General features: G+C 60.1%; 13 protein-coding genes. All 13 read left to right on the plus strand.

The genetic code is table 11. From position 1 onward, the window contains the following. Positions 1–19: 19 nt before the first annotated feature. The 13 genes from brxC to brxL all read left to right on the plus strand — a co-directional run bounded on the left by brxC (position 20) and on the right by brxL (position 17,816). Entirely contained in the window at positions 20–1,972 is a 1,953-nt protein-coding gene (gene brxC, locus ACIDOCELLA78_RS97995; RefSeq protein ID WP_201727547.1) for a BREX system P-loop protein BrxC, read from the plus strand. A 24-nt stretch (positions 1,973–1,996) separates the two neighbouring features. Continuing rightward, on the plus strand, positions 1,997–2,422 hold the full coding sequence (gene tnpA, locus ACIDOCELLA78_RS98000; RefSeq protein ID WP_201727520.1) for an IS66-like element accessory protein TnpA: 426 nt from the start codon (positions 1,997–1,999) through the stop codon (positions 2,420–2,422). Continuing rightward, positions 2,419–2,766, plus strand: coding sequence for an IS66 family insertion sequence element accessory protein TnpB (tnpB, locus tag ACIDOCELLA78_RS98005; RefSeq protein ID WP_201727519.1), 348 nt, complete (start codon positions 2,419–2,421; stop codon positions 2,764–2,766). The genes tnpA and tnpB overlap by 4 nt, the downstream gene beginning before the upstream one ends. Before the next feature lie 81 nt (positions 2,767–2,847). Next, entirely contained in the window at positions 2,848–4,455 is a 1,608-nt protein-coding gene (tnpC, locus tag ACIDOCELLA78_RS98010; RefSeq protein WP_201727518.1) for an IS66 family transposase, read from the plus strand. Next, positions 4,416–4,679, plus strand: a complete 264-nt coding sequence (locus ACIDOCELLA78_RS98015) for a hypothetical protein (protein ID WP_249674923.1) — start codon at positions 4,416–4,418, stop codon at positions 4,677–4,679. The genes tnpC and ACIDOCELLA78_RS98015 overlap by 40 nt, the downstream gene beginning before the upstream one ends. A gap of 288 nt (positions 4,680–4,967) precedes the next feature. Continuing rightward, complete coding sequence (locus tag ACIDOCELLA78_RS98020) at positions 4,968–6,455, plus strand: hypothetical protein (protein WP_201727548.1); 1,488 nt, start codon at positions 4,968–4,970, stop codon at positions 6,453–6,455. Between the two features lie 4 nt (positions 6,456–6,459). After that, a complete protein-coding gene (locus ACIDOCELLA78_RS98025) occupies positions 6,460–8,361 on the plus strand; it encodes an Eco57I restriction-modification methylase domain-containing protein (RefSeq protein WP_201727549.1) in 1,902 nt (633 codons plus the stop codon). Positions 8,362–9,146: 785 nt separating this feature from the next. Further along, positions 9,147–10,295 (plus strand): hypothetical protein, encoded by a 1,149-nt coding sequence (locus ACIDOCELLA78_RS98030; protein ID WP_201727550.1) that lies wholly within the window; start codon positions 9,147–9,149, stop codon positions 10,293–10,295. Beyond that, positions 10,292–11,005, plus strand: a complete 714-nt coding sequence (locus ACIDOCELLA78_RS98035; RefSeq protein ID WP_201727551.1) for a DUF262 domain-containing protein — start codon at positions 10,292–10,294, stop codon at positions 11,003–11,005. Before ACIDOCELLA78_RS98030 ends, ACIDOCELLA78_RS98035 begins: the two co-directional genes overlap by 4 nt. A 32-nt stretch (positions 11,006–11,037) precedes the next feature. Beyond that, complete coding sequence (locus ACIDOCELLA78_RS98040; RefSeq protein WP_201727480.1) at positions 11,038–12,072, plus strand: IS630 family transposase; 1,035 nt, start codon at positions 11,038–11,040, stop codon at positions 12,070–12,072. Positions 12,073–12,176: 104 nt separating this feature from the next. Further along, positions 12,177–13,205, plus strand: coding sequence for an HNH endonuclease family protein (locus ACIDOCELLA78_RS98045; protein ID WP_201727552.1), 1,029 nt, complete (start codon positions 12,177–12,179; stop codon positions 13,203–13,205). Next, positions 13,202–15,730: a PglZ domain-containing protein gene (locus ACIDOCELLA78_RS98050; protein ID WP_201727553.1), complete on the plus strand. Its 2,529-nt coding sequence runs from the start codon at positions 13,202–13,204 to the stop codon at positions 15,728–15,730. The genes ACIDOCELLA78_RS98045 and ACIDOCELLA78_RS98050 overlap by 4 nt, the downstream gene beginning before the upstream one ends. Positions 15,731–15,737: 7 nt before the next feature. Beyond that, on the plus strand, positions 15,738–17,816 hold the full coding sequence (gene brxL / locus ACIDOCELLA78_RS98055) for a BREX system Lon protease-like protein BrxL (protein WP_201727554.1): 2,079 nt from the start codon (positions 15,738–15,740) through the stop codon (positions 17,814–17,816). Positions 17,817–17,819: the final 3 nt, after the last annotated feature.

Consider the following 17,819-nt stretch of genomic DNA (forward strand, 5'->3'; position numbering starts at 1 on the left):
GGACACGACAGGAAGCTCCATGACCCAGATTCGCACCCTCTTTGATGCCGGCAAGGACATCTATCGCGCCATCGAGAAGGTCATCACCTATCAGGCCTCCCAAGAGCAGCGCCTGAAGGCGGAGATCTCTGAATACATCGTCACCGAGAGCATCGAGCAGCAGCTGGAGCAGTTGCTGGAGAAGATGCAGGCGGCGATGGAGTCTGGCTCCAGCCACGAGATCGGCGTGTGGGTCTCTGGCTTTTACGGTTCGGGCAAGAGCTCCTTCACAAAATACCTCGGCCTTGCCTTCGACGAGCGAGTCACCATCGACGGAAAGCCATTCCTCCGCTACTTCCAAGATAGGCTCCACCGGCCGACCACCCGGGCACTGCTGTCAAAGTTGGCGGCGAGCTTCCCGGCCGCGGTGGTGTTGCTCGACCTGGCGAGCGAACAGATAGCCGGCGCGTCCCTCGCCGAGGTCTCCACCGTCCTCTATTACAAAGTTCTCCAATACGCCGGCTATTCCCGGAATCTCAAGGTCGCCGCGCTTGAACGCCGGCTTCGCAAGGAAGGCCGGTACCCTGAATTCGAGAGGGCCTTCCAGGAGGAAACTGGCGAGCAGTGGGCAGATTACAGGAACGACGAACTTGTCGTGGACAGCGTCGTTCCACGACTAGCCCACAAAATCTACCCCAACTTGTTCCGCACCGAACAGGCATTCAACACCGCCGGCAGCGATACCATCTACCTGATGGACGACCGCGTCCAGGAAATGATCGACATCGTTCGCGAGGCGTCGGGCAAAGAGCACATCATCTTCGTCATCGACGAAATCGGGCAATACGTCGGCAGTCAGCAGACCAAGATCCTCGATCTCCAGGGCCTTGCCCAGAACTTGAAGGACCTAGGTGGCGGCAAGGTGTGGATCGTCGGCACGGCTCAGCAAACGCTGACCGAGGATGACCCCAGAGCGGCCATCAACTCGCCCGAGCTCTACAAGCTCAAGGACCGTTTCCCGATTACAGTCGCGCTTGAGTCGAGCGACATCAAGGAAATCTGCTTCCGCCGTCTGCTGGGCAAATCGTCCGCGGGCGCGGTCGAGCTGGGCGCGCTGTTCGACCGGCATGGACAGGCTTTGCGGCAGCACACCAAGCTGACTGACGCAAAATTCTATGACGCCGGCTTTGATCGCGAGGCGTTCACCAACCTCTACCCCTTCCTGCCTGCGCATTTTGACATCCTGCTCCACCTCCTCGGCGCCCTGGCGAAATCAACCGGCGGCATTGGCCTCCGGTCCGCCATCAAGGTGATTCAGGACATTTTGGTGGAAGGGGCGGGTTCGCTAAAGCCCGCGGCGGATCGAGAAATCGGATGGCTTGCGACCACTGTGACGCTATACGACGCCCTGGACAAGGACATTCGACGCGCTTTTCCGTCGATCCACCAAGCCGTCGAGAAGGTCCTCATTCGCTTTCCCGACGATGAGTTCTGCCAGGGCGTCGGCAAGACAGTCGCGGTTCTCCAGATCCTCGGCAACCTGCCGGTGTCAACGGACAACGTCGCCGCTCTGATGCAACCGACGATCGCCGCCGCTTCGCTGGCAGACAAGGTCAAGGAGGCCACTGACCGACTCCTAAAGGACGCCATCGTTCCCCTCGGTGAGAAGAACGGCTCGTTTCGGTTCTTCAGTGAAAAGCTGAACGACGTCGAGCAGGAACGGGCTCAGCTCGTTCCGCGATCGCCAGACCTCCGGCGGGTTTTCAATGAAGCGTTGAAGGAGGTTTTCGAGCCGCTACCCGGCACCAGACTGCACGGAACGCTGTCGGTGACGGCAGGGCTGAGGCACATACATGGTGGCCAGCAGACGTCCTTGGCCGGTGAGCGGGAAACAGTCCAAACCATCGTGTCGTTCGCTGATCCGTATCCATCCGGTGTGAACCGCCTGCCGGTACGGCAAGGAGGCGTGCATAAGAGCGCTGCTACGAGCTGATTCATGGTAAGGGGCGGCGGGCGGATGGAGATTATCACGGGGGTAGAGCGCCGGCGCCGCTGGCGGGATGAGGACAAGCTTCGGATTGTGGCGGAGGCTGAGGCGCCGGGTGCGGTGTTTGCGCTGGTTGCGCGGCGGCACGCGATTTCGAGAGGGCAATTGTGGAAGTGGCGCGGTCAGGTTCGGCGTGGTGAGTTGGTGCCGGTGCCGATGGTACCGGAATTCATTCCGGTGCGGGTAATGGCGAGTGCGGCACTGTCGATGCCGCGGGCGGCAGGCAAGTCAGCTTCGGTGAACGACGCGAGCGTTGATCCGATGTCGCAGAGGCGAGCCACGCGATGCGATGCGAGCCGGATCGAGATCGTGCTGCCGGACGGGACGTGTGTTCGGGTTGATGATGGAGTTGGGGTTGCCGCCTTGCGTCGGGTGCTGACGGCGGTGCGGCGGTGATCCCGGTCTCGGCCGGTGTGCGGGTCTGGCTGGCGTCGGGGCATACGGATATGCGCCGCGGGATGAAGGGGCTCGCGTTGCAAGTGCAAGAAGGTCTGGGACGGGAGCCGTTCTGCGGGGATGTTTTTTTCTTTCGCGGACGCGGCGGGTCGCTGGTCAAGGCGATCTGGCACGACGGCGTGGGGATGTCGCTGTATTCGAAACGCCTTGATCGAGGGCGGTTTATCTGGCCGCAGACTGCGGACGGCGTTGTGTCCCTCACCGCTGGTCAGATCGGTTATCTTCTGGAGGGGATCGACTGGCGAAATCCACAACAAACCTGGCGGCCGCAAGCGGCCGGGTAGGCGCGAAGATTCTGGGGAAAATCCTGGTCCAGAGCGGATTTCTGTAGCGAAACCCTGGAAATTCGTGATTCTATACGGGGCATGGATCTCGATCCTTCGACCCTGCCGAATGATATCGCTGCGCTGAAGGCGATCATTCTGGGCGACCGTGCTCGGCGGTCCGATACCGCAGCGTATATCGCGCATCTGAAGCTGCAGATCGAGAAGCTCAAGCGTGCGCTCTACGGCCCCAAGGCGGAACGCACGGCGCGGCTGCTTGATCAGATGGAACTGGAACTCGAAGATCTCGAGACCACCGCGACCGAGGACGAACTCCGCGCCGAGCAGGTGGCCGCGAAGGCCAAAACCACGACTGTCGCCGGCTTCACTCGCAACCGCCCATCACGCCAACCCTTCCCCGAACACCTGCCACGCGAGCGGGTTGTGCTGCCAGGTCCGACCCAGTGCGCCTGCTGCGGTGGATCGCGGCTCGCCAAGCTCGGGGAGACGGTGACCGAGACACTGGAATCCATCCCCCGCCAATACAAGGTGATCCAGCATGTGCGGGAGAAATTCACCTGCCGCGATTGTGAGAAGATCAGCCAGGAACCAGCACCCTTCCACACCATTCCACGCGCTTTTGCCGGTCCCGGCCTGCTCGCGATGATCGCCTACGATAAATTCGGCCAGCATCAGCCGCTGAACCGTCAATCTGAACGGTTCGCACTGGAAGGCATCCACCTCAGCGTCTCGACCCTGGCCGATCTGATTGGTGCTACCTGCGTGGCGCTGGAGCCGGTGTTCAAGCACATCGAGACGATGGTGTTCGCGGGTGCGCGCCTGCATGGCGACGACACCACCGTGCCGGTGATGGCACGAGGGCAGACCGATACGGCGCGCGTGTGGGTTTATGTGCGTGATGATCGGCCGTTCGGCGGATCGGGTTCCCCCAGCGCGGTGTTCTACTATTCACGTGACCGCGCCGGCGTTCATCCGCAAACCCATCTCGCCGGATACCGCGGCATATTCCAGGCCGATGCCTATGGCGGCTACAACAAGCTCTACGAGTTGAACCGATCTCCTGGACCGATCATCGAGGCGGCGTGCTGGTCGCACGCCCGACGAAAATTCTTCGAGCTGGCCGATATCGCGCGGAACGCGAAGCGCAAGGCCCAGGGTAAGACCCCCGCCTTCGTGGCGCCGATGGCCTTGGCCGCGGTGCAGCGCATCGACGCGCTGTTCGAGATCGAGCGGGAGATCAACGGTCAGTCACCCGCTGAACGCCTGGCGGTGCGCCAGCAACTCGGCGCCCCGCTCGTCGCTGAACTCGAGATCTGGATGCGCGCCGAGCGCGCCAAACTCTCACGCCACAACGATGTGGCGAAGGCGATCGACTATATGCTGAACCGTTGGTCATCATTTACCCGGTTCCTGACCGACGGGCGGATTTGTCTCAGCAATAACGCGGCCGAACGTGCCCTACGCACCCTTGCTCTGGGCAGAAAATCCTGGCTATTCGCCGGCTCCGATCGCGGTGGTCAAAGGGCCGCCATGTTGTACAGCCTGATCACGACGGCAAAGATGAACAACGTCGACCCACAGGCATGGCTCGCCGACATCCTCGCGCGCATCGCCAGTCATCCAGTCGCCAGCATCGAGAAATTGATGCCATGGAACTGGACACCGCAATCCTGGGCCCTGGCCGCCTGATCGTGCAGACCAATAAAATCCACCACGTCTTCACGATTGACCGTGTCGCCAGGGACCTCGGCGAGGATGAGGAGTGGCTCGCGGACATCGCCAATGAGATGGAACCCGAAGACGGCCTGATCTGGGTTTACAACCTCAGCGACGGCGGCGTCATAGCCTTCACCGACTTTGGTATCGAAAATCTGCGCGAGCTCATCCTGATCCACCGAGATAGAGCCAAATAGACTCGTCCGCGGCTCTGACCGGATGGGTACGCTGATCCGGGAGACTATGAGGCAGAAAAGGGACGCCTCACCGACGAGTCTCGCCACAAGTCGTCCGAAAACGCCATTTACCTGCTTGCCAGACGATCTCCCGAGGCCGACGACCTTGTCGCTGAGATTTGCCGATGCCAACGCATCGCCGAGCTGCACAGGCATGACCCCGACCAAGAGGTCAAAGAATATTGCCAGAGCCAGATCGACCGGGCCTCTCGTCTCACCTCCGAACTTGCCCAAAAGATCGTCCGCGGCTTGACTCATGGATCGTTCGTTTTCCGCGGCAAGGTAACGGCGGTCGATAGCCTCGACGCATCCCTGCTCGCGGCATGCAGGAAGCACCTGGCGGAAGCAGCCGAACGCGTGTTTGACCGTTACCAGGAAGCGCCAGAGCGTGTGGGAACTGACCTCGCGGAGAGGTTCCTCCGCGCGCCCAACCTGAGGGCGATCACCTCCCAGACTGACCCACTCGGCTTCGTTCAGATCTCGGGCGGCACCCCAACCATCAAGACCGACCACAAGGGCCTCGTCAGCATCAAGGATTATGTCGAGCGGAACGGTACGGTGGAAGGCAAGAAGCTGTTGGACGTCTTCTCGGGTCCGCCTTTCGGCTGGTCGCCGGATACTGTTCGCTACATGGTCGCCGCCCTGCTCGTCGCGGGCGAGGTGAAGCTGAAGGTCTCCGGGCGAGAAGTCACGGTCAACGGCCAGCAGGCCATCGAGGCTCTCAAGACCAACAACACCTTCAAGCCCGTCGGTGTCGCCTTGCGTGACGACAGGCCCTCCATGGACGTGCTTGCCCGGGCCGCAGCACGGCTGACCGACCTTTGCGGTGAGCCGATCGTCCCATTAGAGGAGGATATCGGAAAGGCGGCCCAAAAATTGCTGCCATCGCTGCAGTATCAACTTGCCCCTCTGGCGGAACAGCTTCAGGCTCTGGGTCTCCCAGGCGTGGAGACGGTTCGCTCGGTAAACCAGCAAATCGCTGACATGCTGCTTTCCGACGCATCGGACGCGCCGCAACGGTTCGGGGCAGAACAGTCCCCGCTTTATGACGGGTTAAAATGGGCCAGCGCGGCCAAGCTCTCGTTCGATCAGGGCATTGCCGAGACGATCAAGACACTGCGTGACCTTCAGCGCGGCATTGATGAGCTTCCCGGCACCGGCGTCCCAAAAGACCTTCGGGATGCGACCCGCGACGATCTGGAAGCCGTGGCCGATATGCTGGCCCAAGAGGATTTTTTCAAACGCAAAGCCGACCTCAGCACCCGCCGAACCGCCATCGAGACGCAAGTCGCCAACGCAGTCGAGCATATGCGGTCCGCGCAGGCGGAGAGGATTCTGGCCGCTGAGGGCGAGCTGTCGCTGCTGTCCGAATGGTCCGAACTCACCGCCGAAGAGCAGGCGGGGACCCTAGCCGAAATTCAGGCGCTCGCGAGCAAGGTCAGCACCGATATGGCCGGTCTCAAGCGATTGGTCTCATGCCAATTCGATATCGAAGCCACCATCACCGAGATGAAAGCGAAAGTGGCCCAGATCGGTAAGGCTCGGCGCCAACCGCCACCCTATCCCACACCCCAACCCACGCCTTCGTCAGGGATGCACGACAGAGGACGAAAGACGGTCTCACTGCCCTCCCAAATCGGCAATCTGGATGAGCTGGATGCACTGATCCGAACCCTCTCCGCGTTGCGCCGGGACCTCATGAGCAACACCATCGACCTGGTGGTGAAGGGGGACTGAACTTATGGCCTTCGATGATGCAACACGAGGTCGTCTGCAGCGCTTCGTCACCGATGCTAGAGCGGTTCTGACCAAAGAGTTCGCCAAGCAATTCCAGCAGGACTACGGGCTGGACCCGGAATCCGGCAGCGTGGCGGCGTTGGAGAGCCTGGAGCTGGACGACCAGCGCCTGGAGACCGCGCGCATCCTGCGCGAAATCCTGGGCCATTACCTTGCATCGTCCATCGGCCAGGGCGCCGAAGCGAAGAAGGCGGTCCTGGATCGGATGGTGCGGGAGCAGGCCTTCACCACGCTTAATCGCTTGGCTGCGCTGCGTATGATGGAGGCGCGCGGGCTGGTTATGGAATGCGTGGCCAAGGGCTATCAATCCAAGGCGTTCCAGCTTTACCAGCGCGTCACTGGATCGGCCCTCGGTGAGACCGGGGATGCCTATCGTGTGTTCCTGCTCAGCCTGTGCGGCCTCTACAGCGACGACCTGCCTGCGCTGTTTGATCGCCATTATCCTAACGGCCGCCTGTTTCCGCGAGAACCAGCCCTGCTGCCGCTGCTGGACCTGATTAACGCCGCCGATATCGAACCGCTCTGGGGCGAGGACGAGACCATCGGCTGGGTCTACCAGTATTTTAACAGCAAGGATGAGCGGAGAGCCATGCGCGATGCCAGCCAGGCGCCGCGCAACAGCCGGGAGCTGGCGGTTCGCAACCAGTTCTTCACGCCGCGCTATGTGGTCGAATTCCTGGTGGACAACACGTTAGGCCGACTGTGGTTCAACTGGACCGGTGGGCTGACCGGGCTGCGCGATCGCTGCCAATATCTACTGGTGAAGCCGGACGAAAACCCGGAACCCGCCAGGCGGCTGCGTGATCCGCGCACGATCAAGCTGCTCGATCCGGCCTGTGGATCGATGCATTTCGGGCTGTATGCGTTTGACCTGTTTCTGGAGATTTACCGGGAAGCCTGGGCATGGGAGCAGCAGCACGGCCCCGGCGTGCTGGACGTCTCGACCCAGACGCAGGCGGGCTTCAAGCCGCTTTGCCACACCTACGCCAACGAGGACGCCTTCCTGCGCGATGTGCCGCGGCTGATCATCGAGCACAACATCCACGGGGTCGATATCGATCCGCGCGCTGCCCAGATTGCCTCGCTGGCACTGTGGTTGCGTGTCCAACGCGCGTGGCATGAGGCCGGCGTGCGGGCCGACGACCGGCCGCTTGTCGGGCGGGGCCATGTCGTTGCGGCAGTGGCGCCCCCAGCCGAGCCAGACTTGCGACGCAGCTTCATGCAGGAGCTCGACCCGCTGGATGCCGAGCTGTTCGAGAAAGCACTGTTCATGCTCAAGGGGCTGCCCGAACTTGGCATTTTGCTGCAGGTGGAGAAGGAGCTGCCACGGCTGACCGAGCATGTTTACGGCAAGGTCTTCGACCTGTTGCGCGAACGCGGGCGGCGAAAAAGCTGGGCCCAGATCGAGACGGATTTACGGGAAGCGCTTGGCGGCTTCGCCCGAGCCGCCCGCGCGACGTATCAGGGAAGGCTGTTCTCGATCGATGCCTTACAGGGCTTGCGGCTAATCGACCTCACCCAGGCCAGGTTCGATGTCGTGGTCATGAATCCGCCATTTGGCGCCCTGGCAGCTGATACCAAGGACGAGCTGTCGAAGGTCTATCCGAAAAGCAAGAATGACTTGTTGGCCATTTTTGTCGAGCGTGGCCTAGGTCTCTTGCGCGGCAACGGGCGGCTTGGCGCCATCACGTCGCGCACGTGCTTCTTCCTATCGAGTTTCCAGAAATGGCGTGAGCACGTCGTATTGGGCATGGCGCGTCCAGAAACCATGGCGGACCTCGGACTTGGTGTCATGGACGACGCGCTGGTTGAAGCCGCTGCATACGTCCTGGAGAAGCACTCATGACTGTTTTTCTGCGACTCCTGGAGTCGACGAACAAAAGTCAGTGTCTAAGCGAACTTTCGTACGCGTTCCGGAGCAGCATTTATGACAGCCGAATCTACGAAGTTAGCACGAGTCAGTTTCAAGACTTTCCCGGCACGTCTTTTGCGTATTGGGTCGACGATTCGGTGCGACGCGCGTTCAAGACTTACAATGCCCTAGAATGTGCTGAGACCGGACTCGTTGCACGCCGCGGCGTAAACACGAATGATGATTTCCGCTTCCTACGATCCTGGATTGAGGTGTTGTCGGCGTCTCCGCGTTGGGTTCTTCATCCAAAAGGCGGGAAATACAGGCCGTTCTATTCAGACGTAGACTTGGTTGTCGATTGGAACCGTGACGGCGCATACCTGCAGGCTGAGCGCGTCACAGATCGTGTTTATGCTTACGCCATTGTCCCGAGTAAAGAATTGTACTTTCGGCCTGGGTTGACGTGGTCCCGTCGCACCAAGAGCCGCTTATCAATGCGAATTATGCCTAAAGGCTGTATTTTTGGGGATAAGGGACCAGCAATTATAGCAAGCGGCGACCAACCAGAAGAATTATTTTGTCTTTTGGCGATCTGCTCGAGCGACGCCTTTCACAGGCTAATTGAGGTTCAACTCGCCGCCGCGGATGCACGACCCGGCGGGGCGGCACACTCATTTGAGGTTGGCGTTATCCAAGAGACTCCCATCCCCAAGCTGAGCGCCCCCCACCGATCCAAACTCTCGAAACTAGCGTACCGGGCTTGGCAGCTCAAACATACGTTGGACACAACTGAAGAAATCTCACATGCTTTCGTGCTGCCAGTGGCATTGCGATGCCGTGTAGGTGGTTACGATTTACAGTCCATTGAGGCGGAGCTGGAGCGCATTCGATCGGAGATCGACTTGATTGCCCTCGACCTCTACGGCTTTTCCAAACCCGGCCGTGCAGATGCGCATGCCAGCAACTTGAGGATGATGAACGAAGCTGGGGCTCAAGCTTCCGACGACGATGGAGATGAAGACGAAGGCGCCAATCCCATCGATCAGACAAGCGGCCTTCTAAACTGGGCAGTCGGCGTTGCCTTCGGCCGTTTTGACCTGCGCCTCGCCACCGGCGAGCGCTCTATGCCACCACAGCCCGAACCCTTCGACCCGTTGCCTGCGAAAAGCCCTGGCATGCTACCGGACGGCGCAGAGCCGTTCCATACGCACGCTGGCATTCTGGTGGATGATCCCGGGCATCCGCATGACCTGCAGCGACTGGTCGAAGAAATCCTTGCCCGCGTCGATGCGCTGGTGCCGCCCGATGTACGCCGGTGGCTGCAACGGGAATTCTTCCCCGTTCACTTGCAGGGCTATTCCAAGAGCCGCCGCAAAGCGCCGATCTATTGGCCGCTATCCACTGCCTCCGGCAGCTACACGCTCTGGGTTTACTACCCAAGCCTGACCAGCCAGACGCTCTACACCGCCGTCAACGACTTCATCGAGCCGAGGCTGAAGCAGGTGGGCCACGATGCCAGCGCTCTGCGCACCAAAGGTAGTGCCCGCAGCCGTGATGAGGATCGGGCGCTGGAAGCCGTTCGGTCCCTGGAACAGGAATTGATGGCGGTGCGTGACACGTTGTTGCAGATCGCGCCGACCTATCGCCCCAACCATGACGACGGCGTGCAGATCACCGCCGCGCCGCTCTGGCCGCTATTCCGCCACAAACCGTGGCAGAAGCTGTTGAAGGACACCTGGGCCAAGCTGGAGAAGGGCGAGTACGACTGGGCGCACCTCGCCATGGCGTATTGGCCCGACCGCGTCCGCGAGAAGTGCAAAACCGACAAGTCGCTGGCCATCGCCCATGGTTTGGAAGACCTGTATGTGGAACCGGCCGCCACGCCAAAGAAAGCACGTGGCAGGAAAAGCACTGGGGGCACGTTATGATTCAAGACGTCAAAGCGCTACCGGTTAGTTTTTATTTCAGCCCCGATGGGATGACCTCGTTTTTTATTCCGAAATATCAACGTGAGTACGTATGGGGCTGGAAGAATTGGGATGCATTATTCAACGATCTTGAAGAATCTCCCAGCGGGCACTTTCTTGGCTCGATCATTTGTGTGAACACTCAGCATGACGGCTTAGCGGGCGGCCGGTTGGAACTCATCGACGGCCAGCAGCGCTTCACCACCATTAGCCTCCTGTTCTGCGCGTTCTACAAGAAGCTCAATGCAGTTACGAACCCAGACCGCAAGCTGATAGTCGAACTGGACAACCTGGAAAATAGAATCTTTGTTCGGTCAGCGGGGCAATGGCGTTTGGAGCCCAGTGAGCAGGCAAAAAACAAGGTCGATTTCCAGAAAGTGCTAAGCGATCTTTTCCCTAAAAAGGTGAAGGCGCCGAAAGATCTAGCGTATTTTGGAAATCGACGTATTGGCCGTGCCTATGGCTATTTCTGCGATAGGCTCAGTGGGCTGAGTTTGGACGATACCCTGGCGTTGCTGGACAAACTCAAGACAGCAATGCTGGTCAAGATCGAAGTACGAAGCCACTCCGATGCCTTCATGTTGTTTGAGTCAATCAATAACCGTGGCATCCCTTTGTCAGCGATCGACATCATTACTCACCAGTCGGTAATTAAGACGACATTTTGCTAGTCGTATGTTTGCGGGGATGATATAATTCTGGCATGAAACGGGACGGTCGCAGATTTGATCATCGCACCCTGGAAACCATCCGGCTGATGGCTGTAGAGCGGGTGCGCGAGGGCGAAGCGGCCTCTTTGGTGATTGCCTCATACGGGTTCAGCCGCACAACAATCTATAAATGGCTCAGCGCGGCATCGAAGCCTGGGGTCGGGGTGAAAGCCTTGCGGTCACGGCCGGCAACCGGCCGGCCGCGGCGTCTGACGCCGCGCCAGGAGCAGCAGGTGTTGCGTTGGATCAATGGCCGCGATCCGCGCCAATACGGCCTGGATTTCGGGCTGTGGACCCGGCACGTTGTGGCCGAACTGATCGAGCGCAAGTTTGGTATCAAACTCGGTGTGACGGCTGTGGGCGAACTGCTGTCGAAACTGGGCCTGACGCCGCAAAAGCCGTTGCAGCGTGCCTATCAGCGCGATCCGGAGGCGATCGAGGCATGGCGACGTGAGCGGTTTCCTGAAATCGCCAGGCAGGCCAAGTCCTGTGGCGGCGAGGTCTTTTTCTGGGACGAGTCCGGCTTTCGGGCCGACGCCGTGCATGGCAAGACCTGGGGCGTGAAGGGACAGACGCCGATCGTCGAGCGTCCGGGCCAACGGCAATCGATCAGCGCCGCCTCGGCGGTGACAGCCCGCGGCGGGTTCTGGTATTGCACTTATGAAGGCGGCCTGAATGCTGAGTTGTTCGTAGCGCTGCTACGCCGGATGATGCGGCACCGCACGAGGCCGGTGCACCTGGTCCTCGACGGGCTGCCTGCCCACAAAACAGCGCTGGTGAAAGCCTACGTGGCGTCGACCAATGGAATGCTGACGTTGCATTTTCTGCCAGGCTACGCCCCTGACCTGAACCCAGATGAACTGGTCTGGAGCCACATGAAGCGGACGGGCGTCGCCCGGACTCCGCTACGCCAAGGCGAAAAGCTTCAGGACAAAATCGAAGCCCAACTCGCCGCCATCAAGCGCAAACCACGTCTCGTGCAATCATTCTTCAAAGCACCAACTGTCGCCTATATTACCGACTGCTGAGTAAGAACAACCTGCTGGCGGAGCTCGACAAACGACCGGACTATGGCATTGATCGCGCGTTTGACGAATGGAAAGACTTAATTGATCTGCTGCCCGACCCGGCCGTGCAGGAGCGCTTCCTGCGTCAGCTGTACAACATGTTCAAGTACCTCAAGCAGGTAGAGGTAAAAGGCTGTCCACGCGCTACCCGCTCGAACCTGATCACCATTTACGACACACTGCTACGCAAGCGCCCGGTCTGGCTCTTTGGTTCCTTGCAAGCCAAAGGCAAGATCTATGCAACGCTAATGGATACCACCGCTGCAAAGGTGCAATGGGGAGAGTTGTGCGCGTCTGCCCTCCAAGACCTGCAACGTTTGGGCGCTGCACCAGCCTACGCATTTCTACTATGGGCTAGCCAAGTCGCGCAAAGCCAAGCGTGGGATGAAGGTGACACGCTGCGCCGCTTGGCGACCTTGCTCACCAAATGGTTCTTCTGGCGCAATCTGACCGACATGCCGCCAACTCGTGAACTCGACCCGATGTTTATGGAGCTGGTAGGCGACCTGCTAAAATTGATCCGCAGCAGAGAGGTCCGCGACTTGGACGCCTTCGTCCAGCGGACCAGTGTGTGGTTATTGCAACGGGCAGCCCCCGAAGACGACTGTGATTCTCGCCTAAAGGGCGACGTATACCTCGAAAATTATGAGGTTACCCGATTTATGCTGTGCAAGCTTGAAGAGGCACATCAAACCCTCGAGTCGAGGCGGGACTTGTGGGCGCATGACGCGAATGAACGGCCCGTGTTTACCGTGGAGCACATCCTTCCGAAGACTGAAAACCTCGGCCCAGGCTGGGTAGCGATGCTGGAAGGCGATGGGTCTGTCACGGCTGATGCAATTCGTCAGCGCTGCGCGCACCAGCTCGGCAATCTCACATTGAGTGGATACAACTCTAAGCTTGGGACGATGGAATTTCTGAGGAAGCGTGATCGGCAGAACGACAAGGGGGATTTCATCGGTTATCGGAATGGCCTCTATCTAAACGCAGACTTAGCTAGCCGGAATGATTGGAACGAACCTGCCATCGCAGCCCGAACGGAAAAGATGCGCAGGGAGGTGAAGTCAATCCTGGGCCTGCGGGAGGACTCATGACCATTGCCGGGTTTATCCGCGAGAGTGTACTGCGGCGGCGCCTGAAGCAGGCCGCGGTCATGGCAGTCTATGACCCGGACCGGCGCTATCGCGACCTGTGCCTATCGATGGCGGATGACGCCACCCAGGTAGTAGACGCCAGCGACAGCAGCATCAAAGCCCGCGAGGCCGCGATGCTGGCACTTGCCTCTCTGGGGCGCCCGGACCATCCCAAGGAGCTGCTGGTGTACGTTCCAGCCAAGCCGCCCGTCACGGATGAGGAACGCCAAGCTGACCCGTTCGCCATTTACGCGGCCTGCGGCGCGATCTTCCCGGATGGGGACGGAGATCGCTACGAGAGCCTCTGCCTGAAGGCGAAGCCCGATCACGCCACTGAGATCCGCCGGCTATTCGCCGAGAATCCATCACCGCCCTTTGCGCTGATCGATAATGTGGGTGGCGGCCTGTCCTGGCCCACCCTGCGCACGTGCCTGGGGGCTGAATCTGCGCGTGAGATCATGCTCGCTCTCCTCGTCCCGACCACGAAGCAGACCGAGGCGCTGAAGGCCAACGAAGGCTGGGTTCCAGAGGCAAAGGCGCTGCTGGAGAAATCCCTCGGCCTCAAGCTGATGACGCGGGGCAAGACACTGTCGTCGATCGCGGACGAGGCATGGCGCTTTCTGCTCTTCAGCGAATTTGCCTTCGACCTCCCCGCGTCGTTGCCCGCGAGTCTGTCCAACGTCCCGAGAGCACCGGAAGCGGCCCGCGTACTCGTGGAAGACCTGTGCGACACAATCAGGAGCGGCATGATGACCCGCAGCGAGTACATCGCCCGCGCGGAAGCCGTCGAAGAAGAACTCAAGCTGCGCGAGGCCTGCTCGGGGATCGTCGACCTTGGCGTGAGGAGCACGTTCCCCTTTGAGGAACGGACGTTTCTATCATCGGCGGTGAAGGCACTCGTCGGCGACGACACAGACGCCGCCAAATCGCTCCTCGCTGCCCATGGAGGATCAGTCTGGACCGGCAAAGGCGAAAGCCAGGCCCAATGGGGTCTGGTCGAAGCCGGATTGCGCCTCATCGAGGCCTGCGAGGACGCTGACCGCCAACTCGCCGAGAACGCCCGCAGCCTCGACGCCCTCATCGAGCATTATGCGGCGTCTCTGCGCGAGGCAGACAGGCTTCAGCGCGAATTCGAGCAGGCGGTTGGCGACTACATCCCGACTGACGGGTCGCTGTCTGACGCGGTCGAGCACTGTCGGAAGCGATACGCGAGGTTGGCGGAGAAGGTCCAATCCGTCTTCACCCGGCACTTGGAAAGCGGCGGCTGGCCGCCTCAGGGTCGGTTGTCGAACGCTGACGTGTTGGACAGTGTGGTGGCACCGATGCTCAAGGAGAGCGGGCGCCGGGTGGCCATCATCATGGTGGACGCGCTCCGCTACGAGCTGGGTGTAACTCTCCACAGGCAACTCGCTGAGACGGAGCAAGCCGAGATTCGCGCTGCATGCGCCCAACTGCCCACCGTCACTCCCGTCGGGATGGCCTCCCTGCTGCCGGGAGCCGGCACGGGGCTTCGGCTGACGAGAGACGGCGACGGGTTCGTCGTAATGCTTGACGGAACAAAGATGGCCACGGTCGCCAACCGCATGGATGTCGTGCGAGCGCGCTTTGGCGACAGGTTTGCGGAGGCGCCGCTCGACGCTTTTGTGCGGCAGAAGGATAAGGTCGCGGAAACCGTCGAGCTGCTGATCCTGCGGAGCACCGACATCGATGCTCATCTGGAGAACACCCCATCGGGAACGCTCACGACGTTGGCCCTGATCCACCAATCGCTGAAGGCGATACGCGTGGCCGTCCACAAATTGAAGCATGCCGGCTTCGCCGACGTGGTCATCGCCACCGATCACGGCTTCGTGCTCAACGCCCATGCCGAGGCAGGGAGCGTCTGCGCCAAACCGGCAGGAGCTTGGGTTACGGTACATGACCGCGCACTGCTCGGAGAAGGGGAGGCGGATGCGAGCAATTTCGTCCTGCCAGCCGAGAAGGCTGGGGTAAGAGGCGATTTCGCCAAGCTGGGCGGTCCGCGCAGCCTGGCCCCTTACCGCAAGGGGCTACTGTATTTCCACGGCGGCGCGTCTCTCCAGGAGGCAGTTGTCCCAGTCATCACGGTCAGGCTAAAGCAAACAAAGCAGCCTCTCTTGGCAGCGGCGAAAGTCGCTCTTGCCTACAAGAACGGCGCCAAGCGGATAACCACCCGCCTGCCCGTGGTGGACTTGGCAGTGGAAGGCGAGAACATGTTCTCGCTGGGCGAAACCTTCGAGATCCTCCTTGAGGCATACGACAAGAAGGGGAATATCGTCGGCGAGGCGAAGCGCGGCGGACCCGTTGACGTCGCGACCGGCACCATCACGGTGAAACCCGGCGGCAAGGTTCAGGTGACCGTCAAGATGGCCCTCGAATTTGAGGGCAAGTTCACGTTGAGGGCACTGAATCCCGTGACGATGGCACAGTATGCGTCGCTGGATCTGGAGACCGACTATGCAGTCTGAATACGTCATGGACGCCATCGACGCCAAGCTCAACGACGCCTTCGACGGCAAGGTGGTCCGCAAGGATCTTCTTCACCGGATCAAGAAGGGCACCAACATCCCCACTTTTGTTCTGGAGTTCCTGCTTGCCAGATACTGTGCCAGCAACGACCCGGCGGAGATCCAGGAGGGCCTAGAGGCAGTCCTTTCGACCCTGCAGGAGAACTATGTCCGTCCCGACGATGCCAACGCAGCTCAGTCCCGCGTAGCGATTAAGGGGAAGCACAAGTTCATCGACAAGGTTCATGTCCGCTACGTCGAGAAGGAAAAGCGACACTGGGCATCCCTCGAAAACTTTGCCTCTCAGCGCATCGCGATTGGCGAGAAGTTCTACCGTGACAACGACCGCCTGCTTGAGGGTGGAATCTGGGCCGAGGTCGTTATCGCCCACAACGACGTCGATGCCGACGCCTACGCTTTCTACGTAGAGGACCTGCGGCCAATCCAGCTCAGCCGATTCGACTTCGCCTCCTATGGCGAAGCCAAGAAAGCCTTTACCCGCGATGAGTGGATGGATGTCGTCCTCCGCTCGGTCGGGCTTGAGCCCGCTAAGTTGTCCCGGCGCGTGAAGCTGCATTTCATCGCCAGATTGGCGCCGCTGGTCGAGCCGAATTTCAACTTTATCGAGCTTGGGCCCCGCGGCACAGGCAAGTCATACTTCTTCTCGGAATTTTCCCCCTATTCAACCCTCATCAGTGGCGGGCAGGCGACCAAGTCGGTGCTATTTTATAATAACGCGCGCCGCAAGATTGGTCTGGTAGGGTTCTGGGATACCGTCGCATTCGACGAAGTTGGCGGGATCAAGGTCAAGGATCCCGACACCATCCAGATTATGAAGGACTACATGGCCAATGGCCGGTTTTCGCGCGGCGTGGAGGTCATCGCCGATGCCAGCATGGCGTTCGTCGGCAACATTGACATGTCGGTCGAGCAAATCGTCCATTCGACGGAATACGATCTGTTCCAGCCTCTGCCCGACCAGTTCGACCTGGCAGTGATGGATCGCTTCGCCTGTTACCTGCCAGGCTGGGAAATGCCCAAAAACAGTAGCGCCTTCCTAACCGACCGGTTTGGCCTCATCACCGATTACCTAGCTGAGGCATTCCACTACCAGCTCAAGCACGGCAACCGCTATGAAGAGGTTAGCAAGAGGCTGACGCTCGGCGCCGCCGTCGAGGGGCGTGATGAGAAGGGCATCAAGAAGACCCTGTGCGCGATGCTCAAGATCCTGCACCCGGTAGACTCTCCGACCGACGAGGACTTCGACGAGTACGTCGCCTACGCGATCGAATGCCGTCGCCGCGTCAAAGAACAGATGAACAAGCGCAAGCCGGACGACGAGTTCGCCAAGATAGACTTGTCTTTCTTCAACAAAGTCGGAAAAGAGATCGTCGTCTCCTGTCTTGAAAGCATTGGCGCCTCCGCGACATTGGAGCCCGTCCGCCGCCGTCTCCGGCCGAAGATCGTGGAAGCCAAACCAGCCAACGAACCCTCCTCTCCGTCCGCGCCCCAAGCCGCGCCACCGGCTATGGCGGCGCTCCCCCCCGAAACCGAGGAACCGACTGAGCAACACTACACGATCGCTTACGGGGACACCGGTCACTCATATGACACCATCTTTGGCCCCTATCTGCCGGGGGCGAAGAGTGTGGTTGTCGAAGACCCCTACATCCGCATGCCGCATCAGATCGCGAACTTCGTCCGGTTCTGCGAGACGGCCGTGAAGGCGGAAACGGTCAGAAGCATCACCCTCTTCACCTCATACGATCAGCAAACAGACCTGGCTGGCCTTCAAGAGAAGCTAGACGAGCTCAAGCAGAGCCTGGTGGAGTACGACGTCGCCCTCGATGTGCGCCTGAACGACAAGATGCACGACCGCGAGGTGCGTCTCGATAATGGGTGGACCATCAAGATCGGCCGCGGTCTAGATTTCTACCAGAAGCCTGATGGCTGGTTCGCGGTGGGTGCAACTGACCTCAGCCTTCGGCGCTGCCTGGAGACGAAGGTCGACGTGTTTCGCATCCCATCAACGGACGGAAAGAATTGAGTA

The organism is Acidocella sp. C78 (genome assembly GCF_907164655.1).

What these genes read in the sequence shown, in the direction of transcription:
- brxC (WP_201727547.1), top strand. Translation starts at nt 20, where the DNA reads ATGACCCAGATTCGCACCCTCTTTGATGCCGGCAAGGACATCTATCGC.
- tnpA (WP_201727520.1), top strand. Translation starts at nt 1,997, where the DNA reads ATGGAGATTATCACGGGGGTAGAGCGCCGGCGCCGCTGGCGGGATGAG.
- tnpC (WP_201727518.1), top strand. Translation starts at nt 2,848, where the DNA reads ATGGATCTCGATCCTTCGACCCTGCCGAATGATATCGCTGCGCTGAAG.
- ACIDOCELLA78_RS98015 (WP_249674923.1), top strand. Translation starts at nt 4,416, where the DNA reads ATGGAACTGGACACCGCAATCCTGGGCCCTGGCCGCCTGATCGTGCAG.
- ACIDOCELLA78_RS98025 (WP_201727549.1), top strand. Translation starts at nt 6,460, where the DNA reads ATGGCCTTCGATGATGCAACACGAGGTCGTCTGCAGCGCTTCGTCACC.
- ACIDOCELLA78_RS98035 (WP_201727551.1), top strand. Translation starts at nt 10,292, where the DNA reads ATGATTCAAGACGTCAAAGCGCTACCGGTTAGTTTTTATTTCAGCCCC.
- ACIDOCELLA78_RS98040 (WP_201727480.1), top strand. Translation starts at nt 11,038, where the DNA reads ATGAAACGGGACGGTCGCAGATTTGATCATCGCACCCTGGAAACCATC.
- ACIDOCELLA78_RS98050 (WP_201727553.1), top strand. Translation starts at nt 13,202, where the DNA reads ATGACCATTGCCGGGTTTATCCGCGAGAGTGTACTGCGGCGGCGCCTG.
- brxL (WP_201727554.1), top strand. Translation starts at nt 15,738, where the DNA reads ATGGACGCCATCGACGCCAAGCTCAACGACGCCTTCGACGGCAAGGTG.